Here is a 21,420-nt window from a genome sequence, read left to right as displayed (position 1 = left end):
AAATCCCAACTGTAAAGATTGGGATTTCTTTTATCTATTAATACAAACTCGGATATTCATCTGGTTTTGCCTCACTCATGATGGCATACACTTTCTCGAAAATATCTTCTGCCGAAGGCTTCGAGAAGTAATCGCCATCTGTTCCATAAGCCGGACGGTGTGGTTTGGCAGCCAATGTTTCAGGTTTACTGTCCAGATATTTATAAGCATCTTGAACATCTAAAATTTGTTGTAAGATATATGCCGAAGCTCCTCCAGGAACATCTTCGTCAATTACTAAAAGACGATTGGTTTCGGCAATACTTTTTACAATATCGTGATTGATGTCAAACGGCAACAGCGATTGAACGTCAATAATTTCAGATTCAATACCAATTTCTGATAATTCTCTTGCAGCTTGTTGAACCAATCGCAACGTCGAACCATAGGAAACCAGTGTAATATCGTTACCAGATCTAATGGATTCTACAACACCAATCGGAGTTTTAAATTCTCCCAGGTTCGTCGGCATTTTTTCTTTCAAGCGATATCCGTTCAAGCATTCTACAACCAAAGCAGGTTCGTCGGTTTCCAATAAAGTATTATAAAAACCAGCTGCTTTAGTCATATTTCGCGGAACCAAAACGTGAATTCCACGAATCGCATTGATGATCATTCCCATCGGAGAACCTGAATGCCAGATGCCTTCCAAACGGTGTCCACGAGTCCTGATGATTAGCGGTGCTTTTTGTTTTCCTTTTGTTCTATACTGTAAAGTAGCCAAATCATCACTCATAATTTGAATCGCATAAAGCAAATAATCCAAATATTGAATTTCGGCAATCGGTCGTAAACCTCTCATTGCCATTCCAATTCCCTGACCTAAAATGGTCGCTTCACGAATTCCTGCATCGGCAACACGAAGTTCTCCGTATTTTTCCTGCATTCCTTCGAGACCTTGGTTTACATCCCCAATATTTCCGGCATCTTCACCAAAAATCAAGGCTTCAGGATATTTGCTGAAAATAGCATCAAAATTGTCACGCAAAATCAAACGGGCATCAGCATCCTCGGCAGGTTCGTTATAAGTTGGTAACACTTCCTCTACAGAAAAAACATTCTGTTCTGATTGTGAAAACAAGTGTGAACTGAATTTTGGTTGTATTTTTTCGGTATAATTCACAATCCAATCGGCCAATTCTTTTCTAGAGCTTTCGTTTACAATACGGCGTAAAACTTTACGAGCCGTAATCAGGATTTCTTTTCTAATAGGTTCTTTTATACCTTTTAATTCAGTAGTATGCTTGTTGATGAAATCCTTTTTTTCGCTTGTTTCAGCAATTTTATCCAACAAGGCTATTAGTTCTTTTTGTTCGTTTTTTGTTGGAGTAACGAAGGCTTCCCAGGCTGCTTTTTTTCCATCGAGTACTTCTTTCTTGATGGCATTTTCCATTTCGTCCAATTCTTCTGGAGAGGCAATGTTCAAAGCAATCATCCATAATTTCATCTGGCGAACACAGTCAAAATCGCTTTCCCAAGCCAATCGTTCGGCATTTTTATAACGCTCGTGGGAACCAGAAGTAGAGTGTCCTTGAGGTTGTGTCAATTCATTAACGTGAATTAAAACCGGAACGTGTTCTTCTCTTGCAATTTGTGCTGCTTTTTGATAAGCGTCAACCAAGGCTGGATAATCCCAACCTTTCACACGAATGATTTCGTATCCATTTCCATTCTCATCACGTTGGAAACCTTTTAAGATTTCAGAGATATTTTCCTTTGTAGTCTGATGTCTGGCATGAACCGAAATTCCGTATTCATCGTCCCAAACACTCATTACCATCGGAACTTGCAAAACTCCGGCAGCATTAATAGTTTCGAAAAACAAACCTTCGGAAGTACTGGCGTTACCAATTGTTCCCCAAGCGATTTCGTTTCCATTGATTGAAAAATTAGTTTTATTATGAATTCCTGTAACGTTTCTGTAGATTTTTGAAGCTTGAGCCAAACCTAACAAACGTGGCATTTGTCCAGCAGTTGGAGAAATATCAGCACTTGAATTTTTTTGCAACGTCAGGTTTTTCCATGAACCGTCTTCGTTCAAACTATGGGTTGCAAAGTGACCACCCATTTGACGTCCAGCCGACATTGGGTCGTGTTCAATATCAGTATGACCATACAAACCTGCAAAGAATTGCTGAATGCTCATCTCACCAATCGCCATCATAAAAGTCTGATCCCTATAATATCCTGAACGAAAATCGCCGTTCTTGAAAGCCTTAGCCATTGCAAGTTGCGGCACTTCTTTTCCGTCGCCAAAAATCCCGAATTTGGCCTTTCCGGTCAATACTTCACGTCTCCCAAGAAGACTACATTCTCTACTGGTTATGGCAATTTTATAGTCGTTTAAAACTTCGGTTTTAAAATCTTCAAACGAAATTTCTTTCTTGGTTTGTGGGTTTGTCATAATGGTCTTCTTAAGGATTCTCAAGCAAATTTAATTAAAACTATCGATTTATCATAATAGGGTAAGGAAAATATAATTTGATTATTGATAATGAAAAAGGCTTGAATGATTAATTTTTTGAATAATATTTAGTAATTATTTCTGTAATATGATAAATGTTTATATCTGCTCTGTTATTGATTAATCATTTGTTAGAAAATAAATGTATTAAGAAGAGGAAAAGTAACAATAATTTTGAATTTTAATGTAGTTATCCAACAACACAAATTACCTCATGCCTAACCGGAAAATTAACCGAATTCGCAATAAAGCATAGTTCATTCGCTTTTTTATGCAATTCATTGGCCAAATCAATTTGAGAAGCATCGGTAATGGTTACGACAGGATGTAACACTACTTCCGTAAAACGTCCACCATCGCCTTCGGTAATCATGGTTCCTGTGGCGTTGTCTTCATAATCAACCACTGTGATTCCCGCTTTTACGCAAACGTGCAAATAGGACATCATGTGGCAAGCCGAAAGTGAGGCAACCAATAAATCTTCGGGATTGTGCTTGGTTTTGTCGCCATGAAAAGTAGGATCTGCCGAACCTTCGAGTGTTGGTTTTCCCTCAATTAAAATAATATGATTTCTATCATAAGCTCGGTAGGAAGACGTTCCAGTTCCTTTGTTTCCAGTCCATTTGACTGTTAGTTTGTAGTTGTGTTGTAGGTTCATAGACTTAAAAATTTAATTATTTTTATCGCATAGAAACATAGAAAGCAATAATTTAGAGTTGAGCTTGTCATTCCGACGGAGGAGGAATCTCAACAACGAGAGCAACTAACGGAGATTCCTCCTCCGTCGGAATGACAAAATGTGTGAAATTCTGATTAGTTTCTATGTCATAAAAAATTAATTCTCAAATTTATTCTTTTTTGACTTCTTATAGCGAAACCGCATACTATTTTTTACTTTTGCAAAACAACAACTCAACAACAATGTACAAACTTATACTTCGTCCGATACTTTTTTGGTTTGACCCTGAAAAAGTGCATTATTTTACTTTTTCTTTAATTCGAACGCTATCAAAAATTCCAGGATTTACTTCGCTTTTCAAATCTTTATATGAAGTAAACGACAAACGATTAGAAACAGAAGTTTTTGGTTTGAAATTTAAAAATCCTGTCGGATTGGCTGCAGGTTTCGACAAGGATGCCAAATTATATAAGGAACTTTCGAATTTTGGTTTCGGATTCATTGAAATCGGGACGCTTACGCCAAAAGGACAAGAGGGAAACCCGAAGAAACGTCTTTTCCGTTTAAAAGAAGATCAGGCAATCGTGAACCGAATGGGATTCAACAACGGTGGAGTTAAGGAAGCGGTTGAACGATTGAAGCAAAATAATGGCGTCTTAATCGGTGGAAACATAGGAAAAAATAAATTGACACCAAATGAAGATGCTGTCAAGGATTATGAAATTTGTTTTGATGCCTTGTATGATTTTGTGGATTATTTTGTGGTGAATGTGAGTTCGCCAAACACGCCAAATCTTCGTGCTTTGCAGGATAAGGAACCTTTGACGCAATTGCTTCAAACGTTGCAGGATAAAAATTTGGCTCGACCAAAACAAAAACCAATTCTGCTTAAAATTGCTCCAGATTTGACCAACGAACAACTTTTGGACATCATTGATATTGTAAATCAAACTAAAATAGCGGGTGTAATTGCAACCAATACAACTATTTCTAGAGAAGGTTTGAAATCCATCAACAAAATAGAAATGGGTGGGCTTTCGGGAAAACCTTTGACAAAACGTTCTACGGAAGTTATCCGATTCTTATCGGAAAAAAGCAACAAATCGTTTCCAATTATTGGAGTAGGAGGAATTCATACTGCCGAAGATGCTATTGAAAAATTAGAAGCTGGAGCGAGTTTGGTGCAACTTTATACAGGCTTTATTTACGAAGGACCAGCTTTGGTAAAAGCCATTAATCAGAAGATTTTAAAAGAAAAACGAGTCTAAATTTACTAATAAAGTACGTCAGTTTTTCACTTATTACTTTAAACGGCTAATAAATTCCAATATTTCCGAAACATCCAAAACATAATCGGGAGAAGTATGTTCAATCGCATTATTTGGCATAAAAGGCATATCGGCAGTTTCAGGTTTTTGAACTACGATGGTTCCGCCATTGTTTTTGATGGCGATTAGTCCATCGGTTCCATCGGCATTTGCTCCAGAAAGTAGGATTCCAACAAGTGCTTTGCCGTAAATGTCCGAAGCAGATTCAAAAGCTACATCAATACTCGGACGGCTGTAATTAACTTTTTCGGATGTGTCAAGCGAAAGCAAATCATTTTTTTCGAATAGCAAATGATAGTCGGACGGAGCGATATAGATAAAACCAGCTTCCAATACCACTTTATCTTCGACTTCTTTTACAGGAATCTTGGTTTTCACTGCAATCAATTCTTCCAAGGTTGTATCTTCGGTATGCTTTCTGTGAAGTATGATTACGATTGCAAATGAAGGGATTTCAAGGTGAGGCAGGATTTTGAGAAGCACATCGAGACTTCCAGCAGAACCGCCGATGATCAAGACCTTACAGTCGGAAATTAATTTGTTTTTCTCCATATTTTTTCTTTTTCAAACTGTTTGTATCTTTTTTGCATCGAAGTGAATTTTATGGTTTCCTTGCTTCCAAGAGCCAAATAGCCCAATTTCGACAAACTATCATCAAAAAGATGCAGGGCTCTTTCTTGCAAATCCTTATCGAAATAAATCAGTACGTTTCGGCATAAAATTAAATCAAACTCATTAAAAGATCGATCGGAAACCAAATTATGCTGCGAAAAAACCATTTTTGAAGAAAGGTCTTCGCCAAATTTCGCCAGTCCATAATTGGCGGTATAATAATGGGAGAAGTCTTTTTTTCCGCCCGAAGCCATATAATTTTCAGAATATTGTTTCATCATCCGTAAAGGAAAAACCCCTTTTCGGGCCACTTCTAAAACCATTGGACTAATATCGGTGGCATACAGCAATGACTTATGCAACAAATCGGCTTCTTTGAGCAAAATGGCCATCGAATATACTTCTTCTCCAGTGGAACATCCTGCATGCCAAAGTCTTATAAAAGGTTTTGTTGCCAAAACAGGCAATATTTCGTTTCTAAGGATATTATAAAAATGTGGGTCGCGAAACATCTCGGTTATGTTTACCGTAATTTCTTCGACCATTCGACTGAAATAATCCGAATCATCAATTATTTTTTCCAGAAATGCAGGAAAGTTCGTAAAGCCGTCAAGCTGATAGAGCCTGTCAACACGTCGTTTGAAGGATGCCATAGAATAACCACTGAAATCATATCCGTAGTTTTCATACACCTCATTGATGAGTATTTCCAGCTCTCGATCGTTTATCATTTTGGTTTATATATGACTTAATATTTTGAACAGTTTATCGATATCAACAGGCTTTGCAACATACTCATCGGCTCCAGCCTCAATACATTTTTCTCGATCACCAATCATGGCTTGGGCTGTAACGGCAACAATCATTGTAGATTGTCGGTTTGGAATTTCTTTTATCAGGGGTATGGCATCATATCCGTCAATATCGGGCATCATCATATCGAGTAGGATGGCATCAAAATGATCATCACCTTTTAGTATCCGTAAAGCTTCACGGGCACTCAAACAGGAAATACATTCAAATGATCTCGAACGCATAACGGCCGAAAGCGCAAAAATATTCCGTGTATCATCATCAACTATTAAGACTCTTTTTTTCATATCTAGAACTTAAAAGCGATCGTAAAGCCAAACTCTCAACAACGACAATAATTGATCGACATCTACAGGTTTTGTAATATAATCTGAAGCTCCTGCATTGATGCATTTTTCCCGATCACCAGTCATAGCCTTGGCTGTAACAGCAATTACCGGAAGATTTTTCAATTTAGGATTTTGTCTTATTATGGATGCTGTTTCATAACCGTCCATATTTGGCATCATCATATCCAGCAAGACTACATCAATTTCTGGATGTTTTTCTAATGCTGAAATGGCTTCATTTCCGTCAATGGCTGTAATAATATTCATCTTTAAGGCTTCTAGTGCTTTTGTCAGAGAATAAATGTTTCTAACATCATCATCTACCACTAAAACCGTCTTGTCGTTTAAAATGTTGTTCAGAAGGTTGCGTTTTTTTGGAGCACTTGTTGTCTTATTTTCTTCCATAAGATGCATAAAAAGTGATACTTCATCGAGCATTCTCTGATAAGAATGAGCTGTTTTTACTACAATAGAATCGGCATATTTTTTAATCTTCAATTCTTCTTTCATCGACAAGCTTTTTCCTGTAAAAACAATTACAGGAAGATTCGTCAATTCTGGATTTTTCCTAACATTTTCAAGGATTTCGTAGGCTTGCTTGTCGGGAACTCCCATGTCCAAAATCACGCAATCCACATCTGATTTTTGCAAGGCATCCAAACCATCTGATACGTCACTTTTAATTTCAGAATTGATGTTATAGGTTTCCAAGAAATAGGCGAGGGCCTTGGCATGTTTGGAATTATCCTCTATAATCAATACTTTTTTCGATTCGCGGTTGATGATGTGTTCAATCTTTTTAAAGATTTCTGGCATCTGCTCAAAAGCAACTGGCTTGTCAAGGAAATTCACAGCTCCTTTCAAAAGGCTTTCTTGCTTTAATTTATGAGAAGACATGATGTGAACAGGAATGTGCTTTGTTTGCGAATTGTTTTTCAATTCCTCCATCACTTCCCATCCACTTTTTATTGGCAATTGAATATCCAAAAGGATTCCAACCGGTTTGTAAACAATGGCAAGATTCAGGGCATGATCTCCCCGAACCGACACAATACCTTTGTATTTTCTTTGACGGGCAAATTCCAATAACGATTTTGCAAAATTAATGTCGTCTTCCACAATCAGGATAACACGGTCGCCTTCCTGGATGGCTTCCCTGTCGTCGGGAACATCTTCTGGAATATGAGCACTTAAATATTTATTGTCCTTTGGCTTATTTTTCTTTTCTTCTTCTTTTTCTTCTTCTTCAATTTCCTGTGAAGGAGAATAGGTTTGTGACTTTTCGATCAATTGCCCTGCAGATGAACCAATGATTGGAATGGAAAGAGCAAATTCACTTCCTTCATTGACAGTGCTTGATAGCATAATTTCGCCTTTGAGCAATTTGGCCAGTTCACGGCTTATGGAAAGTCCGAGACCGGTTCCGCCATATTTTCGTTTTGTAGAACCATCGGCTTGCTGGAAGGCCTCAAAAATGAGCGGTTGTTTTTCCCTTGGAATTCCAATTCCTGTATCCTTTACAACAAAGCAGATGAATCTTGGATCATTTGGATTTTTCTTGACTTCTAACGTAACGGATCCTTCCGACGTGAATTTAATGGCATTCGAAATCAAGTTTTTCAAGATTTGTTCCAGTCGCATCTTGTCGGTTTTGATGACCAATGGAGCATCGTTAGCTATAATTTTGAATTCAATTCCTTTCTCTTTTGCAACTTCATTAAACAGGTCATTCAGGCTTCCGGTTACTTCACTGATGGTAATATCCGACAATTCAAGTTCCATTTTTCCTGCTTCAATTTTAGATAAATCCAGAATTTCATCAATCAATCCCAACAACCCATTTCCAGAACTTTGAATCACTTTTGCGAATTCAATCTGTTCCTCGTTCATATTACTGTCGTTGTTTTCCGATAGTAAACGGCTCAACAGCAGAATAGAATTTAAAGGTGTTCTCAATTCGTGCGACATATTGGCTAGGAATTCCGATTTGTAACGCGTTGTAAGCTCCAAGTCTTCGGATTTCTTTTGGATTTCCATATTTTTTTCTTCCAATAAGACACTTCTTTCTGAAAGTTCCTCGTTGGTTTGTTGCAATTCTTCCTGTTGCACTCTCAATTCTTCTTCCGACGCTTGAAGTTTTTCCGTTTGGGCTTCAAGCTCGGCATTCATGCTTTCCAATTCGCCGTGTTGTGTTTGCAATTCTTCCGATTGGGCTTGGGTTTCCTCCAAAAGTTCCTGAACGCGTTTTCGGTTTTGGGCCGCTTTTATCGCTATTCCGATATTGTTTGATATGGAAGATAAAAATTCAATGTCGCGTTTGCTGTATTGCTTTAAAGTTGCAAGTTCTATCACGCCATTAATCTTGTCTTCCATAACTGGAACTGCCACAACATGCCCTGGTTTCAATTCGCCTAAAGCATAAGAAATCCTGATATCTTCGGGAGAAATTGATTTCAATTCCATAAGTCTGCCCGATGAAGCTGCTTGTCCGGTTAGGCCTTCTCCAATTTTAAAGCTTTCTCTTCCTTGGTTCAAAATATAGCTGTAGCCTGCAGCAGTTTTCAATTCGTCGCCTTCTACAAGATACATCACACCGGCATTACTGTTTGTGTATGTGGCGAGATATTCAACAATATCTTTGGTTAATTGTTCCAAAGTTTTTTCGCCAATCATTACCATATTCAATTCGGCAATTCCAGCTCGAAGCCATTCCTTATCGGATAAATTAGTAAAAGAATGGTGGAGCGATTGTGCCATGTTGTTAAGCGAATCGCCAATACTACTTAAAGCATCACTTTTAGTAGCGTCAACCCTTATTTTATAGTTTCCTTCAGAAATCTGACCTGCAACGCCACTAATGATTCGGATTCTTTCGGCAGTTTCTTCTTCGCTTTTTTCTAAATCTCTTTGCAATTTGACCCTTGCCGTAAAGTCGTTTAATATTCTTCCGAAAAATAAGACACTGCTGATAATTGCAATTATAGAAGCTATAATAATTAGAATCAAACTGTAGTTTCCGTATCGTTCAGAAGTAGCAATTCGTTCTTTCAAGAGTGTTTGCTCTTGATTTTCCATAATCTTAAAAAGACTTCGGATGTTGTCCATCTGTCTTCTACCTTCATCAAGTTCGGTTGCCTCAACAGTATGTCCTTTTCGCTTTTCGTCAATACGAATGGCCAAATAATCAAAAAATTTCTTTTTTAGTTTTTTCAGTTCTTCCAGGCTTTTTTGCTGTGATGCATTGTCTTGCGTCAGGATTTGAAGTTTTTCTATTGATGAATTGCTTTCGGCTTCTGCATTGACATAACGTTTCAAAAAATCTTCCCTTCCTGCAATAAGAAAACCTCTCATTCCTGTTTGGGCATCGAGCAAAAATAAGGATGTATCGTTGATGTTATAAAGTACTTCATGAGTGTGATTGACCATTCGGTTACTTTCTATAAGGCTTCTAATACTCAAATAAGATGCTGTTGAACTGACAATTAGCAACAGCATGGAAAGGCTAGAGCTTACTAATAAATTTCTTTTAAAATTGCTATCCATATAAAAATGCGATTAAATATAGTTTTAAACAGGTAAAATGATGATAAAGCAAGATCCGATTCCAATTTCGCTTTTTGCAGTAATCAACCCGTTGTGTTTTTCAATTATTTTTTTAGCTATTGCCAATCCAATTCCGGTTCCTTCGTAGGCCTGACGGTCATTTAAGCTTTGGAAGATGATAAAAATCTTGTTCAGATAATTTTCATCAAAACCAATACCGTTGTCTTTTACAGTAATTCTGCAATATTTTCCTGTTGGAGAAGGCTTGCTTCCAAACTCTTTTTCTTCAATAAATTCTGATTGTATTTCAATTTCGGGAGGAATGTCTTTCTTGGAAAATTTTAATGAATTACCAACCAGATTCTGGAAAACTTGACGCAACTGACTCGGAATACTGCTGATTTCAGGAAGTTTTTCGATTTTAATAATTGCATTTTTTTCTTCAATGAGATAATCAAAATCCGAAAGGACTTCATGAACAACTTCATCCAAATCAGTTTTTTCAAAAGGCACTTTGGCAGATAATCTTGAATAATCGAGCAGGTCGGTAATAAGTTTAGACATTCTTCCAGCCGAAGCCAATGCACGATCTACATAATTAGTAGCCTTTTCATCTTCTACAAGGTATTTTTCCTTTAAAAGCTTGATGAACATTTCAATTTTTCGAACAGGTTCTTTCAAATCGTGTGACACTACCCAAGAAAACTGTTGCAATTCATGGTTGCTGAATTCCAACTCCTGATTTTTCACAATCAATTCCTTTGTTCGTTCGGCCACTTTTTCTTCCAGGATTTCATTCGCAAGTTTTTGTTCCTGAATATCTGTAAAAGTTCCAACCCAACGCGTTATAGCATCGTTGTGTAATATAGGAAGGATTTTCATCTTAAAATGACGAAACTCATTTGTAGCCAAATGACGGATTCTCATTTCGCAGGCAAATTCTTTTCCTTCTTTGAAATGATCTTCCCAGCTGGTGCACAAATGATGGTCATCAGGATGCGATTCTGGAAAAGAAGCGGGGTCACTTGAATACTGAAACCATTTGTCGTTTACATATTCAATCGGACCTTCCTTGGAAATGATAAAAGCAATTTCAGGCAAAGATTGCAATACTGAACGGAGTTCTTCCATTTGATTGGAAAGATTTTCTTGGGCCTGCTTCCTGATTTCGATTTCCTTTGATAGGATGTCGCGGATGTTTTTTAGTTCCGTTTTCTGTTCGGATAATTTCAGGAAGGTTTTTACCTTGAGTATAAACAAGTCCGGATCTACAGGCTTTGTAATATAATCTACACCACCGGTTTCATAGCCTTTGGAAATATATTTTTTTTGTTTGTTGATTGCAGAAAGGAAAATAACAGGAATGTCCCTTGTCCTGTTGCTTCCGGAAAGAGTTTCAACCACTTCAAAACCATCCATTCCCGGCATTTGAACGTCCATTATAATTAAGGAGTATTCGATTTTGAGGATCTTTTTTAACGCTTCCTCGCCAGAATTAGCCGTATCAACAGGTAAATTATGGAGTTCCAATATTTTTTTTAGCGCTATGATATTGGCACTTATGTCATCAACAATTAAAATCATGGTTTAAACTTGTTAATTTGACTTGGAAATGAACATTCAGAAATACAGCTATCTACCATAATATAATGGTGTATTGCGTGTTTTTCCTTATGATAACTCGGAATCGGATACATATTTCTAGGGGTAAGTGGGAGTAAGTCCATTTGAAAATGATGTTGAATACATCTTTTCATCTGACCATCCAAAAGTATTAAAAAATGTTAAAGAACCCAAAAACTAACTGCATTAAGATGTAATTAAAAATTGTTGAATTTATTTTAATCAAAAACTATCTCGCAACAAAATTGTTCATAACAAATAATAGTAGTAAACCTAATAACCTGTGAAGCAATGTTTTTATTGATGATTATTTACGAAAGCAATATTAAGTTTCATAATCAAGTGCCGTAAAGCAACATGGGAATCTTATAACATCTTGAAAATATCTTATAAAATTATTTTTTAATTAAAATGATTATTTTTTAGAAATTGCACTAGTAATCTTTAGGGTTAAACATTAGTTAACAAATAGTCCTGATTATTAAAGTTTACAACACCCCAAAATAAAACAAACCAAATATGCTTAAACACAATCAGAAAGTAATTAAAGTACTTTTAGCTGATGACGATCCGGATGATCGTAATTTTTTTGAAGAAGCTATAAAACAGTTAGATTTTGAATCTAAAGTTACCACCGTAGAGAATGGAAAAGAACTTCTGGATCATCTGGAAAACGCTGATATTCCGCATATTATATTTCTGGATTTGAATATGCCTATCCTGAATGGTTTGGAAACTCTGAAAAAGCTGAAGCAAAATCAAAAATACAATAGTATTGCTGTAGCGATCTATTCAACTTCGTCGGCCAACAAAGACATTGAAAACACACTTGCAAATGGTGCGAATTGCTATATCGTGAAGCCAAATGATTTTCAGAATCTAAAAAGCACGCTCAAATATGTGTTGAGCCTTCAGTGGCAATACCATACGAGTAACGGACTGGATATGTCGAATTTCCTGATTTCGGTGTAAAAAATATTCAATCACAATAAAATAATCCTCAAGGCAAACACTTTGAGGATTTTTTTATTAATTTAAAGCCAAATTTAAAATGATGTACACACCCCCAAAAATTGAGCGTTTCAATCAGAACGTACTCTCGAAATACCATATCTACAACAGTGTTTTTATCACTTTGCCTTTTGATGCAATCGACAATACAGGAGTTTTACTTCCTTTGTTTGCAGAGGTTTGTGAAACTGGTTTCAAAAAAGGATGGAATCCAAATCAAATATTTGATCATTTTTCGGAAAAATATCTTGACGATCAATCGGAAGAAAACAAAATAAGCTTGATGTTTCGGTTTATTCAATATGTCGAGCGTCAGGTGGTTTTGTTTGATGCAATTGAAGACGCCGCTTTTCCAGTTGTGAATAATTTGGAAGGAAAAGGTTCTTTACGCTACATAAAAGAAAGGGCAGATTCTGAAGATGTTTTGAATGAATTAAAGTCGCTTTTGCAGGATTTTAGTGTAAGGACAGTTTTGACGGCACACCCTACACAATTTTACCCAGGTTCTGTTTTAGGAATTATTACAGATTTGACAGAAGCTATTCGTCAAAATAATTTATTTGTCATCAAGCAATTACTTTCACAACTTGGAAAAACACCTTTCATTAAAAAGGAAAAACCGACTCCTTTTGATGAAGCTGTTAGTTTGATTTGGTATCTCGAAAATGTATTCTATCAAACGGCTGGTGAAATGGTGCATTACCTTCAGAATAATATCTTCAAAGGTAAAGAAATCAACAATCCAATCATCAATTTTGGATTCTGGCCCGGAGGTGATCGTGATGGAAATCCGTTTGTCACCAATGAGATTACCCTGAAAGTTGCCGACCGATTGAGAACCTCAATTCTGAAATGTTATTACAATGATATTAGGGATTTAAAAAGGAAGCTAACTTTTTATGGTGTAGATAGTTTTATAGCTGAAATTGAAGTAAAACTTTATCGTTCTGTTTTCTATTCCACTGGAGAAATTTTCATCAATTTGGATGAGTTTAAATCAACACTAGAACAGATTAAGACCGTAATTATAAACGAACATCAATCGCTTTATTTGAATGAATTGGAAGCTCTAATCAACAAAGTGAATCTTTTCGGGTTCTATTTTGCAACCTTGGATATTCGTCAGAACAGTAAGATTCATGATGCTGTTTTCACTGATATAGTTGAGAAAGATTCAAAAAATAAGACTCAAATATTTCCTGAAAATTATTCAAATATTTCGGAAGAAGAAAAAATGAAAGTTTTAGGAACCATAAAAACCAATTTGAATCCAGATGATTTTCAGGACGAAACACAATCCACTTTAAGTTCCATTCATGCAATAAAAACCATACAAGAAAAAAATGGCGAATTTGGTTCGAATCGATACATCATCAGCAACAATGAAAGTGCTCTCAATGTGATTGAAGCTCTAACATTGTTTCGATTATCGGGCTGGGAAAATCCAACCGTTGATATTGTTCCTCTCTTTGAGGTGATTGATGATTTGAAAAAAGCCGATAAGATCATGGAGCAATTGTACACGGATGAAAATTATGCCAAACATTTGAAAAGTCGAGGCAACAAGCAAACTGTAATGCTAGGTTTTTCGGATGGAACAAAAGACGGTGGTTATTTGATGGCAAATTGGAGCATTTATAAGGCGAAACAAACTATTAGTGCAATGTCTAGAAAATATGGTATAAAAGTCATTTTCTTTGACGGTAGAGGTGGTCCGCCAGCCCGTGGAGGAGGAAAGACCCACAAGTTTTACGCATCACTTGGACCGGAAATCGAAAATAAGGAAATCCAAGTTACAATTCAAGGTCAAACGATAAGTTCAAATTTTGGAACTATGGATTCGTGCCGATTTAATTTAGAAAATCTTTTGACGGCCGGAGTTGCGAATCAATTGTTTGATAAAAACAAGAACAAACTTTCGGAAAATGAAATCCACATTTTGGACGAATTGGCCGAAATAGGATTCAAAAAGTACTTGGATTTCAAGAATCATCCCAAGTTTATTCCTTATTTGGAACACATGAGTACTTTGAAATATTATGCAAAAGCCAATATCGGTAGCCGTCCTGCAAAAAGAAATCAATCGGAAAAGCTTGATTTTTCAGCTTTGAGAGCGATTCCGTTTGTGGGTTCATGGAGTCAATTGAAACAAAATGTCCCAGGGTTTTTCGGAGTTGGTTCGGCTTTGAAGCATTTTGAAGAAACTAATCAGTGGGATAAGATTAAAGATTTGTATGACCATTCATTGTTCTTTAAAACGCTTTTGGAAAACAGCATGATGTCGTTGGCCAAATCATTTTTACCTTTGACGGCTTACATGAAAGAGGATCCTGAATTTGGAGATTTTTGGCAAATTATCTCTGATGAATTCACTGAAACAAAACGTCTTTTATTGAAAATCGCGGGACATACAGAGCTGATGGAAAACTATCCTGATGGTAAAGCTTCTATTTTAATGAGAGAACATATTGTATTGCCACTGTTGGTAATACAACAATATGCTTTGTTGAAAATTAAAGAGTTGAACAAGCAAGAAAATCCAGACGAGGAGTTGGTTAAAGTTTATGAAAAGCTGGTGACGCGTTCCCTTTTTGGAAATACAAACGCAAGTAGAAATTCAGCATAAATTATAAAAAATGAAAGTTACACAATTGCATTCTGATGAATATGCCTCTTTTTATGCAAATTATATTGCTCAAGTTTCGGATGAATATACTTTAATGGAAGAACTTGAAATTTCGGTTCATCGGCTTATAAAATTTGTTCAGGACATTCCGATGGACAAATATGATTATCGATATGCCGAAAGGAAATGGACAATTAAGGACATCCTTCAACATTTGATTGATGCAGAACGGATTTTCGCATACAGGGCTTTGCGATTTGCCAGAAACGATAAAACAGAATTGCCGGGTTTCGAGGAAAATAATTATGCCGATATTGCAAACGGAGACAAACGTAGCATTATGGATTTGTTGACTGAATTGGCCGTTGTAAGACAGTCAACATTGTCACTTTACAAGACTTTTAAGGAAGAGCAACTTTTGAGAAGTGGAATTGCATCCAACAATAATATGTCGGTTCGTGCTTTGGGATTTGTAATTATTGGGCATCAAAACCATCATCAGAAGGTCTTTCAAGAACGATATTTGTAGCTATTTTAAAACTTCCGACCAAAGTTGCAGTTTCTTTTCAAAAGCAACCGTATTTGCAGGGCTTGTTGAAGGCATGACATAATAAGTAATGCCTTCAATTTGCCCAAATTTCTTGATAAAATATTTATGGCTTTCCTTTCCGTTAAATAGAATTCTCTTGATATTTGGATATTCAGTAAATAAGGAATCAAAATCATTCTCAATATGATTCTTGATGTGAATGTCCAAACTTCCTTTTCTTTCGCAATGTTGCAAAACATCCCACAGGGCAATCTTATTTTTGATCAGAAGATTAGCTTTTTCTTGAAAAGCTTCAGAAACGGGAAGTTTGTCAAATATCGAAAACATGATTTTCCAAAACGCATTTTGAGGATAACCATAATATTCCTGCTTCAATAGAGAAGTCGCTCCTGGCATTGTTCCCAGAATCAAAGTTTCGGCGTTTTGATCGATAATAGGAGGAAAGGAGCTTATCATTAGTATGGTTTTAAGTTAAATATACTAAAAAAGGAACCCATTAGAGTTCCTTTTTTATATTTTTTAACGACAGAAATTAATCTTCATCGTCGTCTTCATCTTCTTCGTCGGCGATGTCGTTTCGGTCTTCATCATCGTCTTCATCATCGGTTTCTGGTTTGTCCAAATTATCATCGATATCATCATCGTCTGAAGGAGCATCGTCGTCTTCTTCATCTAAATCAATACCCTTGATGGCTTCCAGTGGCACAATTACATCTTCATCATCATCAAAATTAACCATTCTGTCAGATAATTTTGTACTGATTTTCACCAGATAAATGGTGTCTTCTGTACGAACTTCAACAGCTTCAATCGTTTCGTCCTTGTGATTTTTAAAACGGATGATATCGGAATCATCATATCCATCAGGAAATTTCTCCACAAGTAGGTTTAAAATCTCATTGGTAAGTTTGGAGTAATCAACTATAATTCTTTTCATAACAATATTATAAATCTAACAAATAAGCAAAAATTAACGGGGCTACAATCGTTGCATCCGATTCAATAATAAATTTAGGAGTATCAATATCTAATTTTCCCCAAGTAATTTTTTCGTTTGGAACTGCTCCAGAATACGAACCATAACTTGTTGTTGAATCAGAAATCTGACAGAAATAACTCCAAAAAGGAATATCGTGCATTTCCATATCTTGATACAACATCGGAACCACGCAAATTGGAAAATCTCCTGCAATTCCGCCTCCAATTTGAAAGAAACCAACTCCTTTTCCAGATGAATTTTTTGGGTACCAATCCGATAGCCACATCATATATTCAATTCCACTTTTCATTGTAGTAGGCTTAAATTCACCTTTAATACAATAGGAAGCAAAAATATTTCCCATTGTACTGTCTTCCCAACCTGGAACTACAATTGGAAGATTTTTTTCTGCTGCAGCAACCATCCAAGAATCTTTAGGATCAATTTCGTAGTATTGTTTTAATACGCCAGAATTAATCATTTGATACATAAATTCATGGGGAAAATAGCGTTCGCCTTTGGAATCTGCATTGTGCCAAATATCATACAAATGTTGTTGTAATCTACGGAAAGCTTCTTCTTCTGGAATACAAGTATCAGTAACTCTGTTATAGTGATTGTCTAATAAATCTCGTTCTTCTTGAGGTGTTAAATCTCTATAATTTGGAATTCTTTTGTATGAATTGTGAGCTACTAAATTCATAATATCTTCTTCAAGATTTGCTCCTGTGCAAGAAATAATATGTACTTTATCTTGACGAATCATTTCTGCCAACGATTTTCCCAGTTCTGCAGTACTCATTGCACCTCCAAGAGTAATCATCATTTTTCCGTTTTCAAGAAGATGTTGTTCATATCCTTTTGCCGCATCTACTAAAGCTGCCGCATTGAAATGAAGGTAATTCTTCTCAATAAACTGACTTATTGGACCTTTGCTCATTTTGTTTATATATTAGTTTGTGTAGTTTGAAGTTCAAAGAAAAACTTTTTTTTTAAAACGGCAAACTGTTTTTTGTATATTTAATTTTAAGATTCTTTTTTGCTGTATCCCAATATTTTCAAGACATCTTCGGAAGTTTGTTGTTCCGAGAAAACTTCTGTAGCCAAAATCCCATTTTCATCTCTGTCAATCAAAATGTGTTTTGGTTGCGGAATCAAGCAGTGGTGCAATCCTCCATAACCTCCAATAGTTTCCTGATAGGCTCCCGTGTTAAAAAATCCGATGTATAACGGCTTTTCCTTATTGTATTTTGGCAGATAAATGGCATTCATATTTTGTTCAGAGTTGTAATAATCGTCGCTATCACAAGTCATTCCACCCAATAAAACCCTTTCGTATTGATCGTTCCAACGGTTTACAGCAAGCATAATAAAACGCTTGTTGATGGCCCAAGTATCCGGTAAAGTTGTGATAAAAGAGGAATCAATCATGTTCCATTTTTCCCTGTCGTTTTGCTGTTTTTGGTATAAAACCTGATAGATTGCTCCACCACTTTCACCAACTGTAAACGAACCAAATTCTGTAAAAATGTTTGGAACATCAACTTCTGCCTCATCACAAGCAATCTTGATTTGGTTGATGATTTCGTCAATCATATATTGATAGTCAAATTCAAAAGCCAATGAATTTTTGATAGGGAAACCACCGCCAATATTCAATCCATCCAATGTTGGGCATTCTTTTTTCAAAGCGATATACACTTTGATACATTTTACCAATTCGTTCCAATAATACGAAGTGTCATTGATTCCGGTATTGATAAAAAAGTGCAACATCTTCAATTCAAGATTTGGATTTTCTTGAATTTGTTTCTTATAAAAACTAACAATGTTTTTGTATCCGATTCCTAAACGAGAGGTGTAAAACTCAAATTTAGGCTCTTCTTCTGCAGCAATCCTGATTCCGATTTTCATCTTTCCAGGAATTTCCGCTTGAAGCAAATCCAATTCTTCGTAATTATCAATGATTGGAATCGTATTTTTATGTCCGTTATTGATCAAACGGGCAATGTTTGTAATGTATTGGTCTCTTTTGAAACCGTTGCAGATTACATAAGTACTTTTGTTGATTTTTCCGTTTTCCAACAGATTTTCAACGATGTTGATGTCAAAAGCCGAAGAAGTTTCAATATGGATGTTATTTTTGAAAGCTTCATTCATAATGAATTCAAAATGAGAGCTTTTGGTGCAATAACAATAGTAATATTTACCTTCATATTTGTTTTTTTCCATCGCCTTACGAAACCAGTTTTTGGCTTTGTTAATGTTGTTAGAAATTTGTGGCAAATAGGTAAACTTCAATGGAGTTCCATATTGTTCTACAATTTTCATCAAATCGATGTTGTGGAACTGAAGTGTATCTTTGTTTAAAGTAAATTCTTCTTGAGGAAAGTAAAAAGTCTGGTTTATTAAGTCGAAATATTTAGTATTCATTTATTTGTCAAGGTTTTAAGATTAAAATTAGTGTAAAAATTATTTAATCTTACCATTCAAACCCTAATATTTGCATAAATGATAGGCAATTTTTCGTGATAGTTATTTGAAAGCGAACAAGTGTCTGGATTTATTACTCCATTTCCTGCAAAAAACTGCTTCAATAATCGTATAAACGATTTATTGTTTTCATTGCTTTCGAAAGAATAATTTCCTGTATTTGAAGTCTTGTTCATTAGGGCAAATGTAAAAAAATATTTAAGCGAAATGCAACGCTTTTAATTAAAAAAATATTAAGATTTATAATCTTCAAATGCCTCGTTAATGAGTTTATTTTCAACGGATTGATTGATTTTGATATTTCCTACACCTTCAATTAATGCAAATTGAATGTTTCCGTACTCATTTTTCTTGTCGTGAATCAGCAATTCTCCGATTGGAATCAAATCATTTTCATCAAAAACAACTTCATCATAAATACCCTTTATGGTTGTTTTTATTTGAAGATATTCTTCGGCCGATAGTAATCCTTTTTTCCACGAAATATAACTTTCCAGTATCATCCCGACGGCAATGGCTTCGCCGTGAAGCAAATTTTTCTTGTTTTCACTTTCCAAGAAATAACTTTCGATGGCATGACCTAAAGTGTGTCCGAAATTCAAGGCTTTCCTGATTCCGTCTTCTCTTGGATCTTGTTTTACGATTTCATTTTTAATAAAAATCGAATCATATATTAAGGTATCAAAATCGGCAAAATCAATCTGGCTCAAATCAAGAAATTTTTCCCAGTAATCCTTATCGTAGATCAATCCGTGTTTCAGCATTTCAGCTAGACCGGAACGCATTTCATTCTGCGGAAGCGTTTCTAAAAAGGAAGTATCTATCAAAACCATTTTTGGAATGGTAATCGTTCCTATTTGATTTTTCAAATTACCAAGATCAACTCCGTTTTTCCCTCCAACCGAAGCATCAACCATTGCCAAAAGTGTTGTTGGAACATGCAAAAAGTCGATTCCTCGTTTGAAGGTTGAAGCAACAAATCCGCCCAAATCCGTAACAACACCTCCACCAAGATTGATGATAAGGCTTTTCCTGTCAGCTCGGAGTTCTGTCAAGACATTCCAAATTCCAAGGCAAGTTTCAATGTTTTTATTAATTTCTCCGGCATCAAACTCAATAATTTCGATTCTAGAATCTGTTGAAAGGTTTGGAAGAAAATTGGGTAGGCAAATTTCATTGGAATTACTATCTACAATTATAAAGATGGAGGAATAATTTTTTTCAGCAACAAGTTCATTGATGATTTCATATCCTTTTCCATTAAAATGAATGGAATATCCTTCGGCTTCGATCGATTGCATAGTGATGTTTAAAATTTGAGCAAAAATAGACATATTATTTTGCATCATTAAAGTATCGCAAGATGTTTTTGTGTCGTTTTAAGATTCGTCTTTAAAAAAGATGTAATTTTGTTTAATTATAATTTAAAAAAGTTAAACAAAGTAATTCCTTTTGTTTTATGGAAAAAGTACATTTAACGTCAATACAAATTGATAGAATCATCGAAATGGCGTGGGAAGATCGAACACCGTTTGAAGCAATAAGATTTCAATTTGGTTTGGCAGAAGCCGATGTAAAAGTATTGATGAAAAAAGAATTGAGGTTTAGCAGTTATAAATTGTGGAGGAAAAGGGTTGAAAATTGCAGTACAAAACATGCTTCTAAACGTATTCAGGAAATCGACAGATTCAAATGCAACAGGCAACGGGCTATTTCGAACAATAAAATTTCAAAGCGTAATTAAATGGAAAATAAGAAACCTGATAATGTGGTTTTTTCAGCCGAAGGCAAATATAATGCAGGAATTTTGCCATATTCAACAAATGTTGGTGCTCCAGCAATTAAGTTGGATGATGTTGTAGGCTGGAAAAGTAGAGGCATTCATAACGTGAACAAAGAGTTTCAAAGCAAGTTTGACGAACTCAAATTGCAGTATCAAAATTTGATGCGAGAATATGAATGGAATGAGTTGATTTACAATGCCAAATTTTCATTTGAACCAGTGGTTGGCGAAATTTATCATTTGTATTTAGGCGAAGACGGAATACATTTCCTGTCCTTGATAGCACCACATGAATGGAACAAGGAACACATTGGAACATTCAAACTGAACAGTGATAAGAAGTGGATTTTGCTTCATGAAAATTCTTCTAAATTTAGATTTGATGTGAGATGAAAGGTGTAAAAAAACAAGATTTGCCTTCTAAAATCTGTTTGGTTTGCAACCGACCTTTCATTTGGCGGAAAAAGTGGGAAAAAGTTTGGAAAGACGTAAAATATTGCAGTGATAAATGTAGAGGTAAAAAGTAGAAACAAATACTAACTATTTAA

At 35.7% G+C, this 21,420-nt stretch carries 20 protein-coding genes; 7 read left to right on the top strand and 13 right to left on the bottom strand.

The window, feature by feature from the left end; genetic code table 11:
• Positions 1 to 37: 37 nt before the first annotated feature.
• Both J2X31_RS07605 and J2X31_RS07600 read right to left on the bottom strand, forming a co-directional pair.
• On the bottom strand, positions 38 to 2,443 hold the full coding sequence (locus J2X31_RS07605; protein ID WP_310025729.1) for an alpha-ketoacid dehydrogenase subunit alpha/beta: 2,406 nt from the start codon (positions 2,441 to 2,443) through the stop codon (positions 38 to 40).
• Positions 2,444 to 2,693: 250 nt separating this feature from the next.
• A complete protein-coding gene (locus tag J2X31_RS07600; protein ID WP_310025727.1) occupies positions 2,694 to 3,161 on the bottom strand; it encodes an OsmC family protein in 468 nt (155 codons plus the stop codon).
• A gap of 263 nt (positions 3,162 to 3,424) precedes the next feature.
• On the opposite strand from J2X31_RS07600, the gene J2X31_RS07595 reads away from it, so the two are divergent.
• Positions 3,425 to 4,450, top strand: coding sequence for a quinone-dependent dihydroorotate dehydrogenase (locus J2X31_RS07595; protein ID WP_310025726.1), 1,026 nt, complete (start codon positions 3,425 to 3,427; stop codon positions 4,448 to 4,450).
• 33 nt (positions 4,451 to 4,483) lie between these two features.
• On the opposite strand, the gene J2X31_RS07590 is transcribed toward J2X31_RS07595, so the two are convergent.
• The 5 genes from J2X31_RS07590 to J2X31_RS07570 are packed head-to-tail and all read right to left on the bottom strand — an operon-like array spanning position 4,484 to position 11,391.
• Positions 4,484 to 5,062, bottom strand: a complete 579-nt coding sequence (locus J2X31_RS07590; protein WP_310025725.1) for a chemotaxis protein CheB — start codon at positions 5,060 to 5,062, stop codon at positions 4,484 to 4,486.
• Positions 5,044 to 5,853: a CheR family methyltransferase gene (locus tag J2X31_RS07585; RefSeq protein ID WP_310025723.1), complete on the bottom strand. Its 810-nt coding sequence runs from the start codon at positions 5,851 to 5,853 to the stop codon at positions 5,044 to 5,046. The genes J2X31_RS07590 and J2X31_RS07585 overlap by 19 nt, the downstream gene beginning before the upstream one ends.
• A 6-nt stretch (positions 5,854 to 5,859) precedes the next feature.
• Positions 5,860 to 6,222: a response regulator gene (locus tag J2X31_RS07580; RefSeq protein ID WP_310025720.1), complete on the bottom strand. Its 363-nt coding sequence runs from the start codon at positions 6,220 to 6,222 to the stop codon at positions 5,860 to 5,862.
• 9 nt (positions 6,223 to 6,231) lie between these two features.
• Positions 6,232 to 9,807 (bottom strand): response regulator, encoded by a 3,576-nt coding sequence (locus J2X31_RS07575; RefSeq protein WP_374725216.1) that lies wholly within the window; start codon positions 9,805 to 9,807, stop codon positions 6,232 to 6,234.
• 24 nt (positions 9,808 to 9,831) lie between these two features.
• Positions 9,832 to 11,391: a hybrid sensor histidine kinase/response regulator gene (locus J2X31_RS07570; RefSeq protein WP_310025717.1), complete on the bottom strand. Its 1,560-nt coding sequence runs from the start codon at positions 11,389 to 11,391 to the stop codon at positions 9,832 to 9,834.
• 558 nt (positions 11,392 to 11,949) lie between these two features.
• On the opposite strand from J2X31_RS07570, the gene J2X31_RS07565 reads away from it, so the two are divergent.
• From J2X31_RS07565 to J2X31_RS07555, 3 genes are all read left to right on the top strand, one after another.
• On the top strand, positions 11,950 to 12,402 hold the full coding sequence (locus J2X31_RS07565) for a response regulator (RefSeq protein WP_310025715.1): 453 nt from the start codon (positions 11,950 to 11,952) through the stop codon (positions 12,400 to 12,402).
• Between the two features lie 82 nt (positions 12,403 to 12,484).
• On the top strand, positions 12,485 to 15,067 hold the full coding sequence (locus tag J2X31_RS07560; RefSeq protein WP_310025783.1) for a phosphoenolpyruvate carboxylase: 2,583 nt from the start codon (positions 12,485 to 12,487) through the stop codon (positions 15,065 to 15,067).
• Between the two features lie 10 nt (positions 15,068 to 15,077).
• Positions 15,078 to 15,596 carry a DinB family protein gene (locus J2X31_RS07555; RefSeq protein ID WP_310025714.1) on the top strand — a complete coding sequence of 173 codons (519 nt, stop codon included), beginning with the start codon at positions 15,078 to 15,080 and terminating at the stop codon, positions 15,594 to 15,596.
• Here the strand turns inward: J2X31_RS07555 and J2X31_RS07550 are convergent, their stop codons facing one another.
• The 6 genes from J2X31_RS07550 to aroB all read right to left on the bottom strand — a co-directional run bounded on the left by J2X31_RS07550 (position 15,597) and on the right by aroB (position 20,390).
• Positions 15,597 to 16,073: a DNA-deoxyinosine glycosylase gene (locus J2X31_RS07550; RefSeq protein WP_310025713.1), complete on the bottom strand. Its 477-nt coding sequence runs from the start codon at positions 16,071 to 16,073 to the stop codon at positions 15,597 to 15,599.
• Between the two features lie 76 nt (positions 16,074 to 16,149).
• Positions 16,150 to 16,554: a DNA primase gene (locus J2X31_RS07545; RefSeq protein WP_310025712.1), complete on the bottom strand. Its 405-nt coding sequence runs from the start codon at positions 16,552 to 16,554 to the stop codon at positions 16,150 to 16,152.
• Between the two features lie 7 nt (positions 16,555 to 16,561).
• Positions 16,562 to 17,536: a deoxyhypusine synthase family protein gene (locus tag J2X31_RS07540; protein WP_310025711.1), complete on the bottom strand. Its 975-nt coding sequence runs from the start codon at positions 17,534 to 17,536 to the stop codon at positions 16,562 to 16,564.
• 86 nt (positions 17,537 to 17,622) lie between these two features.
• Positions 17,623 to 19,029, bottom strand: coding sequence for a type III PLP-dependent enzyme domain-containing protein (locus J2X31_RS07535; RefSeq protein WP_310025710.1), 1,407 nt, complete (start codon positions 19,027 to 19,029; stop codon positions 17,623 to 17,625).
• A gap of 56 nt (positions 19,030 to 19,085) precedes the next feature.
• Entirely contained in the window at positions 19,086 to 19,265 is a 180-nt protein-coding gene (locus J2X31_RS07530) for a hypothetical protein (protein WP_310025707.1), read from the bottom strand.
• Between the two features lie 57 nt (positions 19,266 to 19,322).
• Positions 19,323 to 20,390 (bottom strand): 3-dehydroquinate synthase, encoded by a 1,068-nt coding sequence (gene aroB / locus J2X31_RS07525; RefSeq protein WP_310025706.1) that lies wholly within the window; start codon positions 20,388 to 20,390, stop codon positions 19,323 to 19,325.
• A gap of 158 nt (positions 20,391 to 20,548) precedes the next feature.
• On the opposite strand from aroB, the gene J2X31_RS07520 reads away from it, so the two are divergent.
• From J2X31_RS07520 to J2X31_RS07510, 3 genes are read left to right on the top strand one after another with little or no spacing between them, the layout of a single operon-like run.
• On the top strand, positions 20,549 to 20,833 hold the full coding sequence (locus J2X31_RS07520) for a TIGR03643 family protein (protein ID WP_310025705.1): 285 nt from the start codon (positions 20,549 to 20,551) through the stop codon (positions 20,831 to 20,833).
• The gene (locus tag J2X31_RS07515) at positions 20,834 to 21,265 is read left to right on the top strand and encodes a DUF2452 domain-containing protein (RefSeq protein ID WP_310025703.1); all 432 of its coding nucleotides are present in this window, start codon (positions 20,834 to 20,836) and stop codon (positions 21,263 to 21,265) included.
• Positions 21,262 to 21,399, top strand: coding sequence for a DUF2256 domain-containing protein (locus J2X31_RS07510; RefSeq protein ID WP_310025702.1), 138 nt, complete (start codon positions 21,262 to 21,264; stop codon positions 21,397 to 21,399). Before J2X31_RS07515 ends, J2X31_RS07510 begins: the two co-directional genes overlap by 4 nt.
• Positions 21,400 to 21,420 lie beyond the last annotated feature (21 nt).

This window comes from Flavobacterium arsenatis (assembly GCF_031456785.1).
Taxonomy (GTDB): Bacteria; Bacteroidota; Bacteroidia; order Flavobacteriales; family Flavobacteriaceae; genus Flavobacterium; species Flavobacterium arsenatis.
Note: the sequence above shows the minus strand (reverse complement) of the source record. Positions and strands in the feature narration are given on the sequence as shown.